Annotated in this window: 16 protein-coding genes and 1 pseudogene; 6 read left to right on the forward strand and 11 right to left on the reverse strand. The window is 63.0% G+C overall.

Going from position 1 to position 19,241, the window contains the following annotated elements; genetic code table 11:
- The first annotated feature begins 25 nt into the window (after positions 1-25).
- A complete protein-coding gene (locus ID574_RS30470; RefSeq protein WP_188192435.1) occupies positions 26-1,360 on the forward strand; it encodes a lipopolysaccharide biosynthesis protein in 1,335 nt (444 codons plus the stop codon).
- A gap of 106 nt (positions 1,361-1,466) precedes the next feature.
- Positions 1,467-2,342 (forward strand): sulfotransferase family protein, encoded by an 876-nt coding sequence (locus ID574_RS30475; protein WP_188192436.1) that lies wholly within the window; start codon positions 1,467-1,469, stop codon positions 2,340-2,342.
- A 70-nt stretch (positions 2,343-2,412) separates the two neighbouring features.
- Here the strand turns inward: ID574_RS30475 and ID574_RS30480 are convergent, their stop codons facing one another.
- The 9 genes and pseudogenes from ID574_RS30480 to ID574_RS30515 form a co-directional block, all read right to left on the reverse strand.
- Positions 2,413-3,159, reverse strand: coding sequence for an FkbM family methyltransferase (locus tag ID574_RS30480; protein ID WP_188192437.1), 747 nt, complete (start codon positions 3,157-3,159; stop codon positions 2,413-2,415).
- Positions 3,160-3,643: 484 nt separating this feature from the next.
- Positions 3,644-4,003 (reverse strand): UDP binding domain-containing protein, encoded by a 360-nt coding sequence (locus ID574_RS62940; RefSeq protein ID WP_442939338.1) that lies wholly within the window; start codon positions 4,001-4,003, stop codon positions 3,644-3,646.
- Positions 4,001-4,575: pseudogene (locus ID574_RS62945) on the reverse strand (hypothetical protein); the annotation flags it as partial. The gene ID574_RS62940 and the pseudogene ID574_RS62945, both read right to left, overlap by 3 nt.
- Positions 4,576-4,616: 41 nt before the next feature.
- Positions 4,617-5,450 (reverse strand): class I SAM-dependent methyltransferase, encoded by an 834-nt coding sequence (locus ID574_RS30490; RefSeq protein ID WP_188192438.1) that lies wholly within the window; start codon positions 5,448-5,450, stop codon positions 4,617-4,619.
- Between the two features lie 146 nt (positions 5,451-5,596).
- Entirely contained in the window at positions 5,597-6,394 is a 798-nt protein-coding gene (locus ID574_RS30495; RefSeq protein WP_188192439.1) for a class I SAM-dependent methyltransferase, read from the reverse strand.
- A 92-nt stretch (positions 6,395-6,486) separates the two neighbouring features.
- Entirely contained in the window at positions 6,487-8,427 is a 1,941-nt protein-coding gene (gene asnB / locus ID574_RS30500) for an asparagine synthase (glutamine-hydrolyzing) (protein WP_223167232.1), read from the reverse strand.
- 94 nt (positions 8,428-8,521) lie between these two features.
- Positions 8,522-9,250: an O-methyltransferase gene (locus tag ID574_RS30505; protein WP_188192441.1), complete on the reverse strand. Its 729-nt coding sequence runs from the start codon at positions 9,248-9,250 to the stop codon at positions 8,522-8,524.
- A complete protein-coding gene (locus ID574_RS30510; RefSeq protein WP_188192442.1) occupies positions 9,204-10,631 on the reverse strand; it encodes an O-antigen ligase family protein in 1,428 nt (475 codons plus the stop codon). The genes ID574_RS30505 and ID574_RS30510 overlap by 47 nt, the downstream gene beginning before the upstream one ends.
- 712 nt (positions 10,632-11,343) lie before the next feature.
- Complete coding sequence (locus tag ID574_RS30515; RefSeq protein ID WP_188192443.1) at positions 11,344-12,159, reverse strand: O-methyltransferase; 816 nt, start codon at positions 12,157-12,159, stop codon at positions 11,344-11,346.
- A 405-nt stretch (positions 12,160-12,564) separates the two neighbouring features.
- Between ID574_RS30515 and ID574_RS30520 the strand changes: the two genes are divergently transcribed.
- From ID574_RS30520 to ID574_RS30535, 4 genes are all read left to right on the forward strand, one after another.
- Positions 12,565-13,824 (forward strand): nucleotide sugar dehydrogenase, encoded by a 1,260-nt coding sequence (locus tag ID574_RS30520; RefSeq protein WP_188192444.1) that lies wholly within the window; start codon positions 12,565-12,567, stop codon positions 13,822-13,824.
- 232 nt (positions 13,825-14,056) lie between these two features.
- On the forward strand, positions 14,057-14,347 hold the full coding sequence (locus tag ID574_RS30525) for a type II toxin-antitoxin system RelE/ParE family toxin (protein ID WP_223167233.1): 291 nt from the start codon (positions 14,057-14,059) through the stop codon (positions 14,345-14,347).
- Complete coding sequence (locus ID574_RS30530; RefSeq protein WP_188192445.1) at positions 14,347-14,688, forward strand: helix-turn-helix domain-containing protein; 342 nt, start codon at positions 14,347-14,349, stop codon at positions 14,686-14,688. Before ID574_RS30525 ends, ID574_RS30530 begins: the two co-directional genes overlap by 1 nt.
- A 325-nt stretch (positions 14,689-15,013) precedes the next feature.
- Positions 15,014-15,805: a dioxygenase family protein gene (locus ID574_RS30535; RefSeq protein ID WP_188192446.1), complete on the forward strand. Its 792-nt coding sequence runs from the start codon at positions 15,014-15,016 to the stop codon at positions 15,803-15,805.
- Positions 15,806-16,664: 859 nt separating this feature from the next.
- Here the strand turns inward: ID574_RS30535 and ID574_RS30540 are convergent.
- Both ID574_RS30540 and ID574_RS30545 read right to left on the reverse strand, forming a co-directional pair.
- Entirely contained in the window at positions 16,665-17,072 is a 408-nt protein-coding gene (locus ID574_RS30540; protein ID WP_188192447.1) for a preprotein translocase subunit TatB, read from the reverse strand.
- 752 nt (positions 17,073-17,824) lie between these two features.
- On the reverse strand, positions 17,825-18,265 hold the full coding sequence (locus ID574_RS30545; RefSeq protein WP_188192448.1) for an ATP-binding protein: 441 nt from the start codon (positions 18,263-18,265) through the stop codon (positions 17,825-17,827).
- Positions 18,266-19,241: the final 976 nt, after the last annotated feature.

Consider the following 19,241-nt stretch of genomic DNA (forward strand, 5'->3'; position numbering starts at 1 on the left):
ACAGTGACGCGCATGAAGGTGCCGCATGACTGATCTTCTGCACCATGTTCGCACCTGGATTCGCCTGCCCAGCCGACGCCACATGACAGTCTTCTTTTCGCTGGGTGCTGCGGGGCAAGTCGAGGCAGGCCTGGCCGTTCTCACCACCATCGCACTCGTGCGCATGGTGGGTGCGGAGGAGGCGGGAGAAGTCTTCTTTGCGCAATCCCTGGGGAACCTGTGGTTTCTGCTATGGGATCCGCGCCTGGGTGACACGGCGCAACGCTTCGTCCCACTACAGAGTAGGACCGAGGGCGGGCCTGGCAGCTGGTTGTTCTTCTGGCTGCTCCGCCTAGACGCCGGAATCGGGATCACCACGGCCGTCACGGGCACCGGTCTCGTATTGCTCGCGCATCACGTCGATTGGGTCGACGACAAGAAGGCCTTGCTGCTCGTTCTGGTGCTGATGGGTTGCGGCGTGACGGTATCGAGGGGAACAGCCGTGGCCGGATTCGCCCTGTCGGAACGTCTGAGGCTCCTCGGGGCAGTGCGCATGGTCGCCGCGGGCCTCTCCTTTGTGGCGACGATGACGGCGTTGTTCATGGGAGGGTTGATCGCCTACTTGGTGGTGGCAGCGGTCGCCGGCCTGGCAACCACGATCATGCTTGTGGCCATGGCCGCTCGCAGTATCGTCTTGGCGTTCGGCCGTCCGAGCACCGAGTGCAGCCGCCCCCCGCAAGGGCTCATCCGTTTCGCGTGCACGACGTCGGCGGCCACTTCCGTTGCTCTGGCGTCGGACAGCGGGGTGCTGGCTCTCGCCGGCCTTCTGGGGGCTCCGACCCTGGTGACGTTTCTCAAGATCGCCGGCACTCCCGCCCGGATGGTGCGCAGCTGCTTCAGCACGGTGGCGGCGCAACTGTATCCACGGCTGGCCAACGCCGTCGTGAGCAACGACAGCGCCGGCGCCCAGCGGGACCTCCTACGAGCGACCGCGCTGCTGTCGGTCATTGGACTCGGCATGGTAGCCATGGTGCTGCCAGTCGCCGACGTCTTGCTGACGCTCGTCTACGGGCCTGCCTATGTCACTCTCGCCCCGACGCTGGTAATCCTGCTGGCGGCCGCCTGTGTGCGCGAGACAGTGGTGTGGTCGAAGGTCTTTCCGCTGGCGGTGGGCGTGCCCGGGGTTCGATTCGCCGTAGTCGTCGCCGAGGGCATATTGATCGCGGCCATGCTGGTCGTGGCGACCCGGCTGGGCGCACACGCGGAGGAGTGCGCGCTCATATTCGCGTGGGGAAGTCTTGCCGTCGCCATCGCTTACGGGACGACGTGGCTGAGCCTGATGCGACCGCTCTTCCAACGCTTTGCGAGCACCGCCGCCTGAATCCTGGACCGCGCGACCTCGGCAAAGAAATCACCAAGACTTTTCTTTAAACATTGCGAGGCGGCAGTGAACCGAGGCACGAGACATTTCCAAAATGAGGAGTCGAATGACCAAGGAACCTTACACCCTTGTTTATCTGCTGGGCAGCGGCCGCAACGGATCCACCATCATAGATCTCATGCTGGCCGGCCATCCGAGCATACTTGCACTGGGCGAACTGTCCACTCTGAACCGAATCTACAACCCCTTCGACCCGCCCGAAGACGACTATGCGACGCTCCGGTCGTGGAAGTCGTACCGCAGGTTCTGGAGCCAGGTGAAGGAAGCGTACGAGAAGGACACGTACCAGCCGTTCGAGAAGATCGACATCATAGAGCCACGCCTGCTGAAGGCCGCGCGCATGAGCCAGGCGCAGGCGGAGCCATGGATCCAGAGAAACCTGGCGATTCTCAGAGCGTCACACGCCGTATCCGGCTGCCCCGTTCTGTCGGACGCGAGCAAGTCCCCGCAACGTCTCCTGCTCCTCAAGCGCTCACGCGCGGTTCGCATCAAGGTGATCCACCTGGTCCGCGATGGCCGGGCAGTCTCCTACTCCTACTTCCGCCGGTACGGAAGCCTCTATGAGGGGATGCGGACCTGGAGTCGCGCGGAACTCGCTTCCCTGTATCTCCGCCGGATCTTCTCACCGGACGAGTGGATGGAGGTCCGGTACGAACAGTTCGCCTCACAACCGGATCAGGCCCTTCGCGATATCTGCACCTTCCTCGATCTTGACTATCACGAAGCGATGCTGGACTTCCGCGCGCATCCTTATCTGGGAATCGGCGGAAATCCGAAGGTCAAAGCGTCCCGAGCCGCAGAAGTCCGCGAAGACGACCGCTGGCGACAAGAGTTGAGCGCGGCAAAGCGATTCATCGTGGGCTTGTGCATCGGCTGGCTGAATCGCATGAGAGGATATTCTGCTTTTGCGACGCGCCGATGACACGGGCCTGCCAGTGACCGAGCCCCCGTCCGCCTGCGCCAACGGCGCGATACGAACCCGAGCAAGCCTTTCACCGCGCTCCATTCAGCCGAGCTTCCACTTCGGCTCGCCGCTCCCGTGAGACGACGAGGACATTCGGTGTCTCAATATTTGACCTCGGTGACGTGACAAGACCGTTGTGGCCGGGCTCGTAGTACATGAAGTCATAGCCGTAGTCGGCGAGCCACTCTCGAACCTCCGTCACGGTCGAACCGAATCGAAGGAGGAAGCGATCGACGAGTTCCAGCATCCAGACGGCGGGCTCGCCGCGAGCGAGAAGCTTCTCTGCACCGGCCAGAGCCTGGTGCTCCGCCCCTTCGATGTCGAGCTTGCCCATCGCCCATTCACGGTCCGGCAACGCATCGTCCAGGCGGACCACGTCCACGTCGACAGTGCTGACGTCGGACGCGCGGTCTTCCCGGGTCTGAATACGGGAGCCGACTCCGCGGAGCACGAAGGGCATCTGGCCTGGCTTCGCGCCGATGGCGGCGGAGTGGACCGTGACCATCGTGAGGTGGTTGACCCGGATGTTCCCACGCAATCTGGCAAGGTAGAGAGGGACCGCCTCGAAGGCATGCACCTCTCCAGATGAGCCGACCAGCTTGGCCGCGAGAAGCGTGTAGACGCCTTCGTTCGCGCCGCCGTCGATGAAGCCGTCGCCGGGCCGAAGATAGCGGTGCATGAACGTCATCTCGACGTAGTCCGGCAGTCGGCCGAAGTAGAAGAACCGGCTGGCCTGGCCGTCGGGGTATGCCCTGAGTTTCATGTCGTCGTACACGGTCAAGTCAAATGGACGGCGTATCAATCTCTTCCATACCTGCCAGACAGCGGTACGGACGAGAGCCGCTCCACGATCGCCACGGTTTGCGGAGTGGTCCAGAATAACCCTCAGCATTCCTTGTCGACCAGCCATATCATGGTCCTCTCTGAACAGGTGGAGGCGCGTTCATGGCCGCGACTCTCGCCTTGCCAGGGTGCGGCATGAATCCGGAAGCGTGCCGAAGGCCACACCTTGGCTGATTCATTCTTTGGGGAACGCACGCATCTTTCCTGCGGAATCGAGCTCCACGACGCCCTTTCATTGACCCTTGAGGCCACGTCCCCGAAGCGTCGCGAAGGATCAACCAAGACTTGGCCAGGTAGCCGGGTGCGCCGGCCGCCACGAACCCGGGAACGCCCCGGCGTCAACATGCCCGCGACCGGGGGCTGCGCCCTGCGGAAACAGTGCCTACAGCGGCTCATGGCACAACTCTGAATCCGGGTCATGTCCGGTAGCTCCACCCCGCCGAGCGCCAGAGGTCCGGCGCCAGGGCGTGGCGGGCGTCCACCACATTTCGCTGTCGAACCGATTGAGTCAGCACGTGGGGATCCATATCCCGGAATTCGGTCCAGTCGGTCAGCAGCATCAGCAGATCGGCGTCACGTGCCGCGGCAAGGAGAGTGTCCGCGTATTCAAGCTCCGGGTGGGCCCGCCGGGCCTTGCCCTCGGCGACGTTGTCGTGGACGACAACGTCTGCTCCTTCCTCCCGGACGGCTACCGCTACGGTGAGAGAGACATGACGCAACCTATGCTCCGCCCATGGCGATGCGACACCGAAAACGAGGCGATCCGGTCTGAGCATGTCCTCGAGCGCTCGGCCCTCTCGCAGGAATTCCGGATTCCACGCTACTTCCAGCCTGACCCCTCCCTTCGCATGTCCGCGAACGATCTGAGCCATTCGCCGTGCCGTGCCGACCGGAACGGTTGACTTGCCCACGACGAGGGAGGGGGCGCGCAGATAAGGAGCCAGCTCCGCGAACGCCCTTTCCACCCAGCTGAGATCAGCCCGGTGGGATCCGGTGAGCTGCGGTGTCCCCACACAGACGAAGTGCACGTCCGCCTCGGCCCCGACCTCTCTGTAGGAGGTGGCGAAACGCGCCGTCCGGCCTCCACGAGCTTGCGGAGCATCTCGCTCAGGCCGGGCTCGTAGAAGGGAACGATTCCGGCGGAGAGCAGAGAGATCTTCTCTTCATCGATGTCCATGCCGACGACTTCATGACCCAGCCGAGCCATGCTGGCGGCGTGCGTCGCGCCCAGATAACCGACACCTATCACGCTGCCCCTGAGGCGATCAGCTGTCGCATGGACTGGCTCGCCACATGTGTCGCTGAGTCGCGGGCATTTGTGCTCATTCTCGTAAACCCTCTGAATCATTCGCGGTCGTCACCCGGTCATGAGCTGCAGGCGACGATCGGCTATTTAGTGCCGCGAATCACGTACAATCCACGACGGCGCTCGATCGACACGTCTCGCAGGTGTAGTTCGGTCGTCCAGCGTTCAAGACGTCGACGCGTCTGTGGTGTTTCGTACCGGGGTGCGAACCAGTCGAATGTGTCCAGGACCGACCAGTTGCGAAGCGTGTTCTTGTTCCTGAGGCCCAGATACCGATGGTTCGCGACCGGAACCAGGCGGGCCAGGTACGGTCCTGCCGCCGGAACCGCGCTGAGCATCATCGAAAGCGGGAGCAGGCGTGGCACGACCTTCTCCACCACGGTATAGAGCCTAGCCGGCGGGATTCGTCTGGTGAGCGGACGCAGTAGGTGCCGAGGGTGCGTATACGCGACTATCGCCGCGTAGACGTCGATGCAGAAGCGACCTCCCGGCCGCAAGTACTGGAATATCGTCTTGAACGCCTTTTCCACGTCTGGCGTGTGCTGGAGCACACCGAAGCAGACCAGGAAGTCGAAGGATTCCTTCTTGAACGGGAGTTCATAGATGCTGGCCTGGACCAGTCTCAGGTTGGGGAAGTGACCGTTCGAGGCCACGTTCGCGTGCACAGCGCTCGAGATGTCGAACGATGTGACGGAGGCACCGGTCTCGCAGAGCACCTCGGTGAAGCGTCCGGCGCCGCTGCCGCATTCCAGCACGTTCTTGCCGTGCAGCTCGGCGACGGACCAACCACTGGCGCTCATCAGCCGGTCGCGCGAGATTGGCATTCCCGAGTGCGAGTCGAGCTGGGTCAGCCGATGCTGGTTCCATTGGTAGCCGAAGCCCGCGGCATAGTTGTCCTTGGCTACGAACCTTGGCACTCCGTTGTCAATCGGGTATGTCGCCCCACATCGCGTGCAGCAGAGCTTCCTTCCTGCCCTGAGTGAGCATCCGCAGTGAATACAGCACAGTGTATCGTGCCAGTCGGTCTGGAAATCCGTATTGCCCGGAACGGGTGATGAAGGAGTCATCGAGAATGCCTGCCCTGCTCAAGGTCCGCTAGCCCAGGTCCCGTCATGCCGATGTACTTGCCGCGGTACTCGAAGACGTGAAAGAGCTGCCTTGCAGCCACATATTCCTGGAATACCAGGTTGTCCTGGATGTCGTCCATTACCAAGACATGGCCATCCGTCAGGTGCGGGGAAATCCGCCGGAGAAAGAACTCTCTTCCCGCTCTCGTCTTGTCAGAGTCGTAGTGGGCCAGGTCCACCTTCATCCGAGCGCGGAGTATACGGCGGAGATTTCGTCGGTCACCGTCCAGGTGGAGCGTCCATGAGTCCTTCAGCGGCTCCGCGACGACATGGCCGATGTACTGCTCTGGGTCGCCGAGCCGGAAGCACGGGAAATCACTCGAGTACAGGTGGCCGAATTTGTTCGCCTGTATTGCCGCGAGAATGGCGGCGGTGGTCCAGCCCGCGGCGACACCGGTCTCCACCACTACTTTCGGGCACAGCATCCTGGTCAGGAAGTACAGCAGTTCGATGCCACCCGGCCCACCGAGGTCCACGCCGAGCTCCGCCAGGGCCCTCACCCGTGGCTCCGCCGACTCGGTGAGGAGGCGGGCATAATTCTCCGCCTCCCTCCAGAGGAGGGGATCGATGCGACTACCCCATTCGTCGAGGCTTTCCGCCTGGCTGGAGGCCCATGCGGTGGCGGCCTTGCGTTCCCGGTCATGTCCATGTCTTATTCGCACGTAGACCTTGTGTGTCATGACCGGCAGATATGTCGGGCGCATCGCATTACGAGCGATGGCGAAAATGCTCATAATTCGGATTCTAAGGGGCCGATCCCCTTGTATCCCAACTCGCCGGGCATGTCCATCAGAATATTCGTGGACATGGAATCACCATGAAACGGTCAATTCCCTGGACGCGCATGCGGGGACGAGCCCTGCGCAGCCTGGCACCCGCGCGGTCGAATGCCGGTACAACGGTCATCGATGAACATGCGATGCCACAGTTCGAATTGCATGAGGGTCCAGATGCGACTGCCATGATCATGGCCTTTGCCGTGCTGGCGGAGTAGTTTGGTCACCGCGTCGTTCCGAAACAGGTCACGAGAGCGTGCGGTTCTATCCGTCAGCACGTCCCATGACAGATCTCGCAGGTCGGTCCGCAGCCACGCGGCCAGCGGGATGCCGAACCCCATCTTCGGACGCTTGATAAGATCCGCCGGCAGCCATCCCGCGAGTGCCTTTTTCAGCAAATATTTCGTGGTGCCGGATCGTACCTTGAAATGAGACGGAAGGGACGCGGCCCATTCCATGAGATGGTGGTCGAGAAACGGAGATCGCGCCTCCAGTGAGTTGCTCATCGTGGCGATGTCCATTTTCACGAGAAGATCGCCGGGAAGGTAGGTGTTCACGTCGACGTCCAGGAGGCGGCCGACGCACGTGTCCGCGCGGGAAGCGGCGAAGGCGTCGTTCAGGAGCCGAAAACTGTCTGTTCCCGCAAGCTGCTCTCGCAAGGTGTCGGAGTAGACAGTCATCTTCTGCTCCGGGGTGAAGCAGGACATCAGCCGTGCGTAGCGAAGCTGTTCGGGAAGGCCAAGAAGCTCGACGACACGACCGACATCGCTCAAACGGGAGCGGGCACGAGAATGCGCGGCCAGGAGCGCTCCCGCCTTCTCCAGCACACCTCTGACGGGCCGAGGCGCTCTGATCCGCTGGATCTTCGCCATCGCCGCGTACCGGCGATAACCTCCGAAGCTCTCGTCGGCCCCGTCTCCATTGAGCACGACGGCGACATGATCGCGGCTCATCCGCGCGACGTAGAAACTCGGGATGGCGGACGAGTCGGCGAACGGCTCGTCGAAATGCCACGTCAGCTCCGGCAGCACGTCCAAAGCCGAGGGGGTGACAACTTGTTCGTGATGATCGGTGCCATACCGCTCCGCAACCAAACGTGCATAGCGTCGTTCATCGAAGTCCTGTTCGGCGAAGCCGATGTTGAACGTCTTGATGCGCCCTTCACTCACGCGGGCCATCGCCGCCACGACGGCCGATGAGTCGACACCGCCGGAGAGGAAGGCTCCCAGCGGACGTTCGCTTACCAGGCGAGCCCGCGTGGCGTCTAGCAGGAGATCGCGGAGGCGAGCAGCAGCTTCGGCTTCGGAGTGGATCTCACCTGGCGTGCAGTCGAGCCGCCAGTAGGGGAACACGTCGACGTCGCCTTGCTCCCAGACGAGCAGGTGTCCTGGAGGTACTTTGCGGATTCCCTGGTAGATCGACCAGGGCGCGGGGACGTATTGGAAGGTCAAATAGTGGTGCAGCGCGACGAGGTCCACTTCGCGAGGCGCCGCGGGATCCTGCACCAAGGCCTTCAACTCAGAGGCGAAGATCAGTGATCTTCCATGGGACCGCCAGTAGAGCGGCTTCTTTCCCACCCGGTCGCGGCCAAGCAGCAACCGTCGTCGTGGGGCGTCCCAGATGGCGAAGGCGAACATGCCGCGCAGGCGGTGGACGAGTTCGTCACCAAAAACCTCATAGGCGTGTACGAGGCACTCGGCGTCCCCGTCGCTCCTGAAGCGATGCCCCCTCTTGCGTAGTTCCTCCCGAAGGAGGGGGAAGTTGTACAGCTCGCCGTTGAACACCGCCGCGATGGAGCCGTCTTCGCTGTAGACGGGTTGGGCTCCGCCCACCACGTCGATGATGGCCAGTCTGCGCATCCCGAGGGCGGCATGCGCGTCCTCGTGGTAGCCGACGTCGTCCGGACCGCGGTGGATCAGCGCGTCACACATCCGGCGGACAAGGTCGGCATCCGGCCGCTCCGTCGAAACCACACCGGCTATCCCGCACACCGTCGTTCTGGCACCTTCCCGAGAACACGCAGACGTCGATTCGCCATGACTACGAGGCGGTCGTACGCCGGTCCACCGTTCAACTCGACGGACATCAGGTCCTCAACGCCCCTGTGATCTTTCTGCTGTCGAAGAGGAACTCCGGATGCAGTCCTCGCCGCTTGCAGAAGTCGATGAACGCCTTGCTGACATCGACGTCGTCACTCGCGAACAACCCATTGGGCTTCATGAGAGGCCAGACGTAGTCGTACTCAAGGAGTTGATTGAGGTACCTGTGATCGCTGTCATGGAAGAACAGGTCCACCGTTCCGATCCGCCGTAGAGACTGGACGAAGCAGGACTCCGGTGCGCTGCGGCCGCAGATCGTGAGCTGCCACTGATCATGCTCACCTACCAGGACGCCCGCCCTGGGGTTGACATCGAAGCTGTGGAGGCGCCCGGAGCCGTTTCGTTCGAGCGCGGCCAGGAATATGAACGAGGATCGACCATCCGCCACCCCGGTCTCCACAATCGTGACCGGCTGGACCAGCCGGGTGGCAGCATAAAGGAAGAATCCCGTCTCCGTCTCCACCCCGAATCTCTCCGGGAATGAAAGGCTCGCCGTCCGGTACTGGCCGGCAAGACGCTGGGAGACTTCGTCGTACTCGTCAGCGAGTTTCTCCGTCTCAGCTGAGCCCCACCCCAGTCTTTCGAGGAGGGCCCGGCCCGACGTGGCAAGCGACGTGCAGATGCCGGTGAAGTCGCGAATGGTCGGCGGGCTGTTTCGGTGGATCCAGTCAGGTGCGATTCTTGCCGTAATCCAGCTGCCCGCTATCGCTGCCACCGGCTTGATTCCACAGTTCTTCGCCCACCGCCGAGCCGTCGCCACCCGTCTCACGACGGCCTCCTCTCATGGCCAATCGAATACCGGTGAGTGTAGTGTTCCCCGTCTCATGGAGCTCTGCCGGACCACCCGGACAACCAAACAGAGGACGGCGCTTTGCTCTATTTTGGCCGATGCGGCGGCAGGGAACTTCGAAGGATGCAAAGGGTTGTGCGGCCTTCAACGGTCTCCATGTGAACGTCATGGTGAAGAAGAGCAGCGCCAGCAGGGACTGGCCGTAGAGATGCATCTCAGAAAGCGACATGGCCAGGGTCGCCACCAGGAAAAGGTAGGCTTTCTGGTCGCTGAGGGCCTCACGAGCCAGCGTGGAGACGAAAGTCAGAAAGAGTATGAGTCCTACGATGCCCGAGCTGACTCCGAGATGGATCCATAGATTGTAAATCGCCACGTCGCTCGGTCCGATGATCCCGAGTTCGCGAACCGCCGAAGCGAGCTGCCAGCCGTGACCGACGATCGGATTCTCCTGAAACTGCCGCCACCCGGCAGAAATGCTTTTGACGCGAACGGTCACGGAGTACTCGTACAATCCGAGCATACTGTTGACGTAGGGGACAAGCGGTAGCGCGGCCAGACCGGCGGCGGGGGGCAACAGCAGTGGGACGTACCATCGGCGCGGCAGCGCGGCGGCGAAGGCGACGGCGCCTACCGCGAACCAAACGGAGCGCGTGAGCGTCATTGCGATTCCGAAGGCAATCAGTCCCACCAGGAGGACCTTGAGTGGCCGGTGAAGACGGGATGTCCAGACGACGAGGAGGGCTGCGATGAAGAGCCCGCCCGCATGGGATGGATCGTCGATGAATCGGCCGTGCAACCGACTGGGCAGATACGGCATATGGAGAATGATCTCCATCACGGCCAGTCCGACGATTCCTGCGAACAGGTATCGCTTGGCTGGCGGCCGGTAACTGACCGCTACGCCCATGGCTGCGTAGAGGGCCACCCGTCCTAGAGCCGTCAAGACCCCTAGTCCAGTGATCGTGACAAAAGCTGTCCACAGGAAAAAGGCCAACAGTGCGATGCGTGAGGCACTGAAACGTATCTTGAGCCCCTGCGGACTCAACACCACCCGCGTCACACAGACAAGGGCGGCCACATCGCTCAGGAAGAGAGGACCGATGAAGGCCCCGTCATCTCGTACCGTGATGAGGACGATGGCGGGGAGGAGATCGGTCGGGACTATGAGGAGTGCCAGGCACATCAGTGCCACCGACAGCGGGGCGTCGTTGGATGCGCCCCCGAGTTGGGCGAGTACCACGAGGGTCAGGCTGGTCATCAACCGCATCGGCAGCATCGGGTCAATGCGCCGTCGGCCCACGCTCACCTTCCAACGGGCTCCTGGAGATACAGCCCTCATGATGACGCAGCCAGAGGAAAGACTTCAGACCACACGACTGTCCCTGAACGCAAGAGGTCCCACCATGAGCGCATGACGGGCGCCAACGTGACATGAGTTGATCCGTACATAAACTCCGGCATCGTGCCGGCAAGCGGTCGCAGCACAGCCACCGAAGCCGATCCCACGCTCCATAGCCGTGCCGACGCTCGGAGGACATCCCCTCGTTCCCCGGCGCCGTCATGGCGGAAGACAGCCGCGGTCAGCCGAGAGTGGAGTTGTGCCACCACCGTGCTAGCACAACCGATCGGAGGGCGGCTTCGCCCTGTTGGCCGGCTTCCCAGCGCCACGACAACAGTGCGCCCGATCTTGACCACGAGCACGCTGGTGGCCAGGAGGCCGACGGTCATCGCGACGCACAGATACGCGATCCCGGCGTCCAGCCGGAGGGAGACGAAGCACTGCCTGGTGTCCCCCAAGCGCGAGTCTCGAACGAAAAGCCACATACACAGTCCTGCCTCCGTCTGAGTTGCCATGCCGAGCGACGCGAAGATCGTCAGGCATCGGCTCGGCGGGCGGGTGCAGGCGTTGACACGCTGCAGCAGGTCAGTCATGCCGGAATTCCAATCGCTTCATAGTGCCGAGGCGTTGGGCGGCCAATGTCAGCGGCGGAGTGCTTGGCTCATTCACTCCACATGGATCAAATCCTCAGCGCTCCGGTGATCTTCCGGCTGTCGAACAGGAATTCAGGGCGTTGGGCATGTCGCCTGCAGAAGTCGAGGAACGCCTTGCTGACGTCGACGTCATCGCTCGCGAACAGGCCGCCAGCGCGCATCCTGGGCCAGACGAAGTCATATTCCAAAAGCTGTCCGAGATAGCGATGGTCACTGTCGTGAAAGAAAAAGTCCACTTTGCCTAGTTTCAGTAGCGACTGGATGAACGAGAGTTCCGGCGCCGTCGGGTCACTGATCTTGAGGTGCCATTGATCATGCGCTCTCACGAGCCCGCCGGCTTTGGAATTGATGTCAAAGCTGTGGAGGAGACCCCCGCCGTTGCGTTCGAGCGCGGCGAGGAATATGAACGAGGATCGACCGTCCGCAACGCCGGTCTCCACCACTTTTTGCGGTTTCGTCAGCCGGGTGGCCGCATACAGGAAGAATCCCGTTTCCCGCTCCACGCCGAACCTCAGCGGAAGTGCGAGGGTGGTGCTCTTGTACTGTCGGGTGAGGCGTTCCTGAATCTCCTTGTACTCGTCGACGAGGATGGCGATGTCAGCGGCCGACCAGCCCAGTCTTTCTAGAAAGACCTGGCTCGATGTTGCGAATGGAGAGCTCATACCGAGGAAGTCCCGGACAGTCGGCGCACTGTTCCGATGTATCCAGCCTGGCGCGATCTTTGCGGTGATCCAGCTACCTGCGACCTCGGCGACGGGCCTGATACCACTGTGTTTGGCCCACCTCTGGGCCGTTGCTATTCGCCCCATACCGGTCTCCTCTGTCGCGCCGAACCCGAACACTGCAAGACGGTATCGGTGAAAGCCAGCAGGCCTTGACCAAAACAGGGTAACTGTCGCAAATTTGCATTAAATTTGCTGTTCCTCGAAAACGGGCGATTTGTTGCGAGCCTCGACACTGTTGCTGAATTTTGCCGACACGCCAGTGGTAGCCGGGATCCGGTGAAGGTAGCGGTGGCGCCACACCGTGGCTCGAGAACGAGGGCCTGCCATCACATCCCAAGTCGCCGACTTCAGCTGTCGCCCCGGGCTACGCCAAATCGTGGAAGGGATGGATTCGGCGCGGCTGAGCCCATCGTGGGGATGGTTGGGACACGACACGCCAGAGGTAGCGCTGAAATGGGCGATATGAGGACACGGGGCACCTACAGTCAGTCTTAACTCATATCGAGGTGACGGGGGCCGGTTATGAGAGAGAAACTGGTGGTCATCGGCCAGGGGTACGTCGGTCTGCCGCTGGCGATGCGTGGGGTCGAGGCGGGGTTCGAAGTTGTGGGGATCGACGTGGACGAGTGGCGGATCAAGCGGTTGGGCGAAGGCGAGTCCTACGTCGAGGACATCCACAACGACGAGGTGAAGGCCGCGCTGCGCGGCGGCCGCTACATGGCCAGCACCGACTACGCCAAGGCCAAGGACTTCGACATCTGCCTGATCACCGTACCGACTCCTCTGCGCGAGGGGGCTCCGGATCTACGTCATATCGCCTCGGCCGGCCATTCCATCGCGCCTCTGATCCGGCGAGGTGCCACGGTGGTTCTCGAGTCCACTACCTATCCCGGCACCACGGAGGAGTATCTTCTCCCGATACTGGAGAAGGGCTCCGGGCTGCGCGCGCCCGATGACTTCTTCCTCGGCTACAGCCCTGAACGCATCGACCCGGGCAACTCCCGATGGCACCTGCAGAACACGCCGAAGGTCGTGTCGGGAATCGACGAGTATTCACTGAAGAAGATCGAGGTCTTCTACCGGCAGATCGTCCGGGAAGTCGTTGCCGTCTCTTCTCCCCAGGTGGCCGAGCTGTGCAAGCTCCTGGAGAACACCTTCAGGCACGTCAACATCGCCCTGGTCAACGAACTGTCCATCTTCGCGCAGCAGCTCGGGATCGACGTTTGGGAGGCAATCGACGCCGCCTCCACCAAACCGTTCGGCTTCATGCGCTTCACCCCGGGCCCCGGCGTCGGCGGGCACTGCCTGCCGATCGACCCGTCGTACTTGTCATGGGCGGTCAAGCGAGGTCTGGGACACAACTTCCGGTTCGTCGAGCTGGCCAACGACATCAATAGGAGCATGCCGAGCCACGTCGTACATCGGCTCGGCCTAGCGCTGAACAAGCGCGCCAAGCCGATCAAGGGCAGTCGGCTGGTCCTGCTCGGACTCGCGTACAAGAAGAACGCAGGAGACTGCCGTGAGTCCCCCGCGATCGAGGTGGCCAGGTCTCTTTGCAAGCTCGGCGCCCGAGTACGAGCGGCTGACCCCCACGTCGACCGTTCCCTGCTACCGCTGAACATCGAGATCATCGAAGCCACGGGCTGGGAGCTCGCGCAAGCTGACGTCGTGGTGATCCTCACCGACCACGACTGCTTCGACTATGAAATGATCGAGCAGGTGAGCCCGTTCGTCTTCGACACGCGCAACCGCTGCCGGGGCCCCAACGTCGAACGGCTGTGACGAAACTTGGGGCTCAGCCACAGCGCGGCGGCGGATCGTAGCCGCCCACCACACTAGCCCCCTCTCCTACCCTCGCCACGAGGGCTCCAGCCACGGTTGGCATCGGGGCACTGTCTTGAATATGTCGTCTACGACATATAGGGGGATGCACTCTTCACCATCGAGGTCGAGCCGGCGGTGCGGGACTAGCAAGAGGCATCGCCCGCCAAGCACTTCCTCAAGATCGACGAGTATGTCGGGGCTACTCGCCGAACATGCCGCCGCACTCGGCGTGCCCTACGCCCGCTACCTAGGCGACGGAGTCCGGGAGCAGCGCCCCACACTCGACGGTGCTGCCATACGTATCACGTGCTGGCTCACGCCGAACCGCACCGCGGTCCTGCTGACCGTCTTCCACAAGACAAGGATGCGGGAAGATGCCGAGGTCAGGCGCGCCAAACTCGCTCAGAAGGTCGGCGAGGCCGAGCACGGCCCGGCGCATGAGGAGTTCGTCCGCATCATTGAGGAAGGAGAGGTGGAGTAATGATCCACAGCCGCTGGAAGACTTTGCGTGAGCGCAAGCTCGCCGAGGGATTCACCGAGCCGGAGGACGTGGCTGAGGCTCGTCGCGAGATTCGGCTGTCCATGGCCCTGGCGAAGGCCGTGTACGACCGGCGCACCGAACTCGGTCTCACCCAGACAGAACTGGCCGACCGCGCGGGGCTTACCCAGGCGAAGATCTCCCGGATCGAAGGCTCCGATACCGTCCCCACGCTACCCCTTCTCGCCAAACTGGCCGAAGCCTTGGACGCCACCCTGAACATCGCCCTCGACACCGATGACACCCAAATGGGCTTCATCGGACACTGCACCGATGCGGCCTGAACAGTCCAAGCACTTCGAGCAACTCTCATGTCCGCATGGACGTGGCTGATCGACGGGCTCGCAGAAAGGGAGTCTGTAGGTCATCCGGCATCCCGGCTTCCTGCCCATGGCCCGGCTCCCCCGGCCATCCGGAGCACGCCACCGCATGAAGCTTGATCAGCCGGTGAGCGGTTGGTCGCATCTTCATATCGCCGACAAGGTTTTCGATCAGCTTTTCAGGTGATACGCGCCGTGCCTCAATCGAAATCCCTACATCTCATGAGAGCTTCTACTGGAGCGGAGGAGACGTCGGGGGCTCCTCCTGACCTGCCGGAGAACGATCTCAGTGAGACACGATCATGAAGGGCAGCGGGTCAGCCGTCGGCGGCTGATCACGAACATCGGCATCAGCTCGCTCGGGCTCGGCAGCCTCCTGGCCACCCGCAGCGCCGGCGCCACGGCGGCCACAGACCTAAAGGATCTGTTCGCCAAGGCTCAGACCTGCGAGCTCACGCCTGCCGCGACCAAAGGACCCTTCTACTTCGACACAGACAAGATCCGCAGCGACATCCGGGACAACAAGCCCGGTGTCCGGCTGCGCCTCGCCATCAAGGTGCAAGACAGCGCCACGTGCCAGCCGCTGCCAGGCGTGGTGGTGGACGTCTGGCAGTGCGACGCCTCCGGGCTCTACTCGGGAGGCGAGCGGGGGTCCATGATCCAGCATGTCGAGTCGCGCGAGATCACCGGCGACAGGGCCTGGCCCGACCTGAAACCCACTGACGAGAAGCGCTATCTGCGCGGCGCGCAGGTGACGGACGGCGAAGGCGTCGTCGAGTTCACGACGATATGGCCGGGGTGGTATCCGGGGCGCACGGTGCACATCCACGCCATGGTGCACATGGGCGGCTCGCGCGTGCTGACCACGCAACTGCTGTTCGAGGAGGAGCTCAACTGGAAGGTTCTGTCCCAGCCGCCGTACGCGCAGCACAGGGGGCGTGACACGTACAACACCCATGATCCGTATTTCGACGACCGCCTGGTGGTGACGGTCGTCGAAGACGGTGACGGTTACTGGGGCGCCATCGTCCTGTCCGTCGACTCCGACACGGACCGCGGCCGAAGCCGCCGTACCACCTGAAAGCAGGCGCGCCGGACTTCGAGTTCCGCGTACGCGTCGGGCTGCGCTGGCGGGCGACACAGGCTCGGGCGGGAAGCTGTGTGCATGGGCGGCCCGCCGGCGCGCTCACCCTCCCACCCGCCCGGCGTGCGGTGGAGGAGAAGCTTGCTGTGACGAGATGACGGCTGATGGGCATCCCGGTCCAGCCACACCAGGTCGACGCCTCCGTGGAGCCGAAGGCGAGCGCCCCGAGGGCTTCTCTGAAGAAGGCCGCAGCGCGACCCACGTCCTGGCGATGGCCTTGATCACCGTGCTCGCCGGGGCTGCGTTCCTGGGGTTCGTGTTCTTACTTGATCGCAGCGCGTGATCTTCGTTTGTTACCCTTTGTGGTGGGCGTCGGGTCGTGCGGGTGGTGGCGTAACGGCAGCGGCGACGCTGGGTTGACGAGGGTGCGGAAACCAAAGGGGATGCGGGCGACTGCTTGATGACCCGGCTGGTGTCGTCGCTCTCACATTGGAGATCTTCCACACGATCGCGGCGGCGATCTCGGCGCGCCAGTGGCTGACCGTCTCGGCAAGCGTGATCAGCTTAGGAATGTGATCGTGGGTGGCGCATCAGAACGTATGCGACCGATCGCGGGTGAGGCGGCGTACAACTTCTACTGTCTCGCCAATGCCTGCCGTCATCGGCCGACCCATGACCTGGGACAAAGGGGGGAGCCGCAGCCGATGGGAGGGCACGGTGATGCGGGAGGCGGCCAGGGCCGGCGACCTTGAGAAAGGGTCTGGACGGCCCCGCAGGCAGCTTCGACCCAGGCGCGGCCATGCTGCAGGCGGCCCATTCGATCATGCGCGATGCTGCGGTGAAGTGCGGGGTCCGGTCAGACACAGATCCTTACGACTGGGCTGCAAACGTTGATCGCACTTGGCAGCACGATGATGCCGAGCCTGTTCCTGTAGACGTTGACCACCGCTTCTTGGAGCGCGGCGAGCTGGACAAGAACAGGTGCGTTGACGTGGTTGTCGGCGACCTCGACCAGCTCGGCCTCCAGGTTCCTGAGCTGGATGTCGCTGAGCACGTTGACGTCCCCAACATTGATGGTCGTGTCATTGAGGGCGTTGCTCAGGGTGATATTGCCGATGCAGGTCACCCTGTGGTTCGGGCCGCCGCCCTGATTGGTGCACGTGTACTTGTGGTTGGAGTCGGCACTGGCCGCGGGTGCGAAGACCCCACCCATGAGCGCGGCGGCAATTCCGGCGGCAGCGGTGATACTTGCGATTTTTGGCATGGCTTTCCCTTTTGGATGTTCTGCGGGTGTCAGCGCGCCACCTAATCTGCAGGTTGACGCACTGCGACCTGTTTATCACAGAGGGTGATCAAGGGGGTGGAGCCACAGCGCCGAGTCGGTCATCACGAGCGCGTGCGGTCTTCGTTGGTTACTGTTTCGCGGTGGTCGTCGAGCCGTGCGGGTGGTGGCGAAACCGGAGCGGCAGTGGCCTACGCCTCCCCGGCGTCCGGTCACCGCTCACTTTCCAGGACCGTGTCAACGACATGCGGCGCTCTCATCTGCCCCTCGCCTTTCGCGTTGCCCGGAGACTGTGCGGCCTGAGCATGGCGAGGGCCGCGATCCCTGGTCGACAGGAGCAGCCCTGATTCGGCAGCCGCTGACACCTGAATCAACCTCAGCCGAGCAGGCGCCGCGTGGGCCACGGTGACGACGGCTTCGCGTCGGGCTGCACTGGCGGGCGATACAGGCTCGGGCGAGAAGGTGTGTCCGTGGCGGCCCGCCGGCACGCTCGCCCCCGCGGTCCGGCGTGCGGGGACGGGTGCGTGCACTCTCGGTCCGTTGAATCGACGGCGATCAACGTCGCGATGACCGAGGGGGACAACGAGTGAGAGATACGCGGGGTTGTCTCGAACGATAATCGTCCGCCGTGAGAAATGGTCCGCCGTGAGAAATGGTCCGCCGTAAGTTCCCTCGCTGAGCGGGAATCAACCGGGGCAGGGTGAAGGGCCTGCCCTTTTTGCATGTGAGCGTGGCTATGCGTCGGCGAGCGCGGAATGGCGGGGCCGTGTGCGCGTCTGCTGCGAGGTTGGGAGGTGGAGGGCGAGCCGGAGGCGGGATTGGCCGCGTGGGTGATCGAGGTGAACGTGGTCGCAGAGGCGGTGGATCAGCCACAAGCCGAAGCCCCGGGGAGCGAGGGCGGGCTTGATCCGCGCGGCGGCCAAATGGTGTGAGGTGAGCCTGCCGGCCGAATCGGTGATGTCCACGGTGAGCTGCGCGTCGTCGGCGGTGAGGATGACGGTTCCACTTCCTCCGCCGTGCTCAAGGACGTTGGTGACCGCTTCGTTGGTGGCAAGGACGAGGTCGGTCACGCGGTCAGGCGGCAGACCTAGGCGGGCGGCGTAGCCGGCGACGAGATCGCGGATACGTTGAAGGTCGTGGCTGATGGGGAGGCGGATGGATGGATGGTCACTCACTCATGGTCACCTGCCCGGTTGATGGGCGGAGGGGACGGGAGAGGTTCCGCGCCATCGTCAGATTTACGTACCCGTGGTTTGCGAATGGATGCATGAGGCGTTGGTCACACGGGCCCGGTGTGGCACGCAGTCCACTTGGTGGGAGTGCATCGACTCGGTTGGAGCTCACGACGTCTCCATATCGACCTCCGACCCCGAGGGAGGGGTAAGTCCCCGACGCTGGCCCGCCGTCTCCGGCTGGTCAAGAGTGAACCAACATTCGCCGGAAGTGTCCGGGCATGACGCGTATGCGCGGGCGGGGTTGCTGATGATGTGGTGTACGGCCTTCAATCTGCTCACAACCAGGCCGACCGGCATCTTGATTAGCCCTTTCGCCGGTACCTCGGACCGTGGTGTTCCGAGGATGGGCCCAGACGGGGACGGCATCGGAGGGGATGCCGTCCCCGCATGGCGCATCATTCCGCGTTTCGTGGCACAGGGCGCGGCCCAAGCGTAACGGCGGGCGCTCAGCAGGGCGGCGTGTGAGCCGCTGGACTTGGGGTGGCGAGGAGGTCGATGAGCGCTTGGACGGGGACGCCGGGGTTCCGTAGACGCTGCCCCGGATAGCCTCGTAGCTTTACGGCGGCCGTCGCGGACCTTTCGCGCGTGACCCGCCTCGTGCAGGTCGGTGACGATGGCATGAGCGGGGCGCTCGGTGATGCCGATTGCAGCGATGATGTCCCTCACTCGGGCTCAGCGGCGAGGTTGATCGGAACGCGCGCATGGCTGGTGAGGAACGTCCCAGGTAGACGCCTGCTCGGCAGTGTCGGCCGTACTCCGCTCCTTCCAGAGGCGGCGACAGCGAGAGGTTGCCTGGTGAGGCACCGGTCGGCCTCCTTCACAAGTGCCTCAGTAGCAGCCATGAGGCGGCAGGAGGAAGATCAACGACGGTCTGAACATGGAGAACCGTCGCCTGATCGACCACGAAATGATCTAA

The sequence above is a fragment of the Nonomuraea sp. SYSU D8015 genome, from assembly GCF_008065375.1.
Classification (GTDB): domain Bacteria; phylum Actinomycetota; class Actinomycetes; order Streptosporangiales; family Streptosporangiaceae; genus Nonomuraea.

Bases quoted from the DNA above. Each gene is read 5' to 3' on its own strand.
- ID574_RS30475 (WP_188192436.1), top strand. From the start codon at position 1,467: ATGACCAAGGAACCTTACACCCTTGTTTATCTGCTGGGCAGCGGCCGC.
- ID574_RS30525 (WP_223167233.1), top strand. From the start codon at position 14,057: ATGTCGGGGCTACTCGCCGAACATGCCGCCGCACTCGGCGTGCCCTAC.
- ID574_RS62940 (WP_442939338.1), bottom strand. From the start codon at position 4,003: ATGCTCAGACCGGATCGCCTCGTTTTCGGTGTCGCATCGCCATGGGCG.
- ID574_RS30495 (WP_188192439.1), bottom strand. From the start codon at position 6,394: ATGAGCATTTTCGCCATCGCTCGTAATGCGATGCGCCCGACATATCTG.
- ID574_RS30540 (WP_188192447.1), bottom strand. From the start codon at position 17,072: ATGCCAAAAATCGCAAGTATCACCGCTGCCGCCGGAATTGCCGCCGCG.
- ID574_RS30520 (WP_188192444.1), top strand. From the start codon at position 12,565: ATGAGAGAGAAACTGGTGGTCATCGGCCAGGGGTACGTCGGTCTGCCG.
- ID574_RS30470 (WP_188192435.1), top strand. From the start codon at position 26: ATGACTGATCTTCTGCACCATGTTCGCACCTGGATTCGCCTGCCCAGC.
- ID574_RS30530 (WP_188192445.1), top strand. From the start codon at position 14,347: ATGATCCACAGCCGCTGGAAGACTTTGCGTGAGCGCAAGCTCGCCGAG.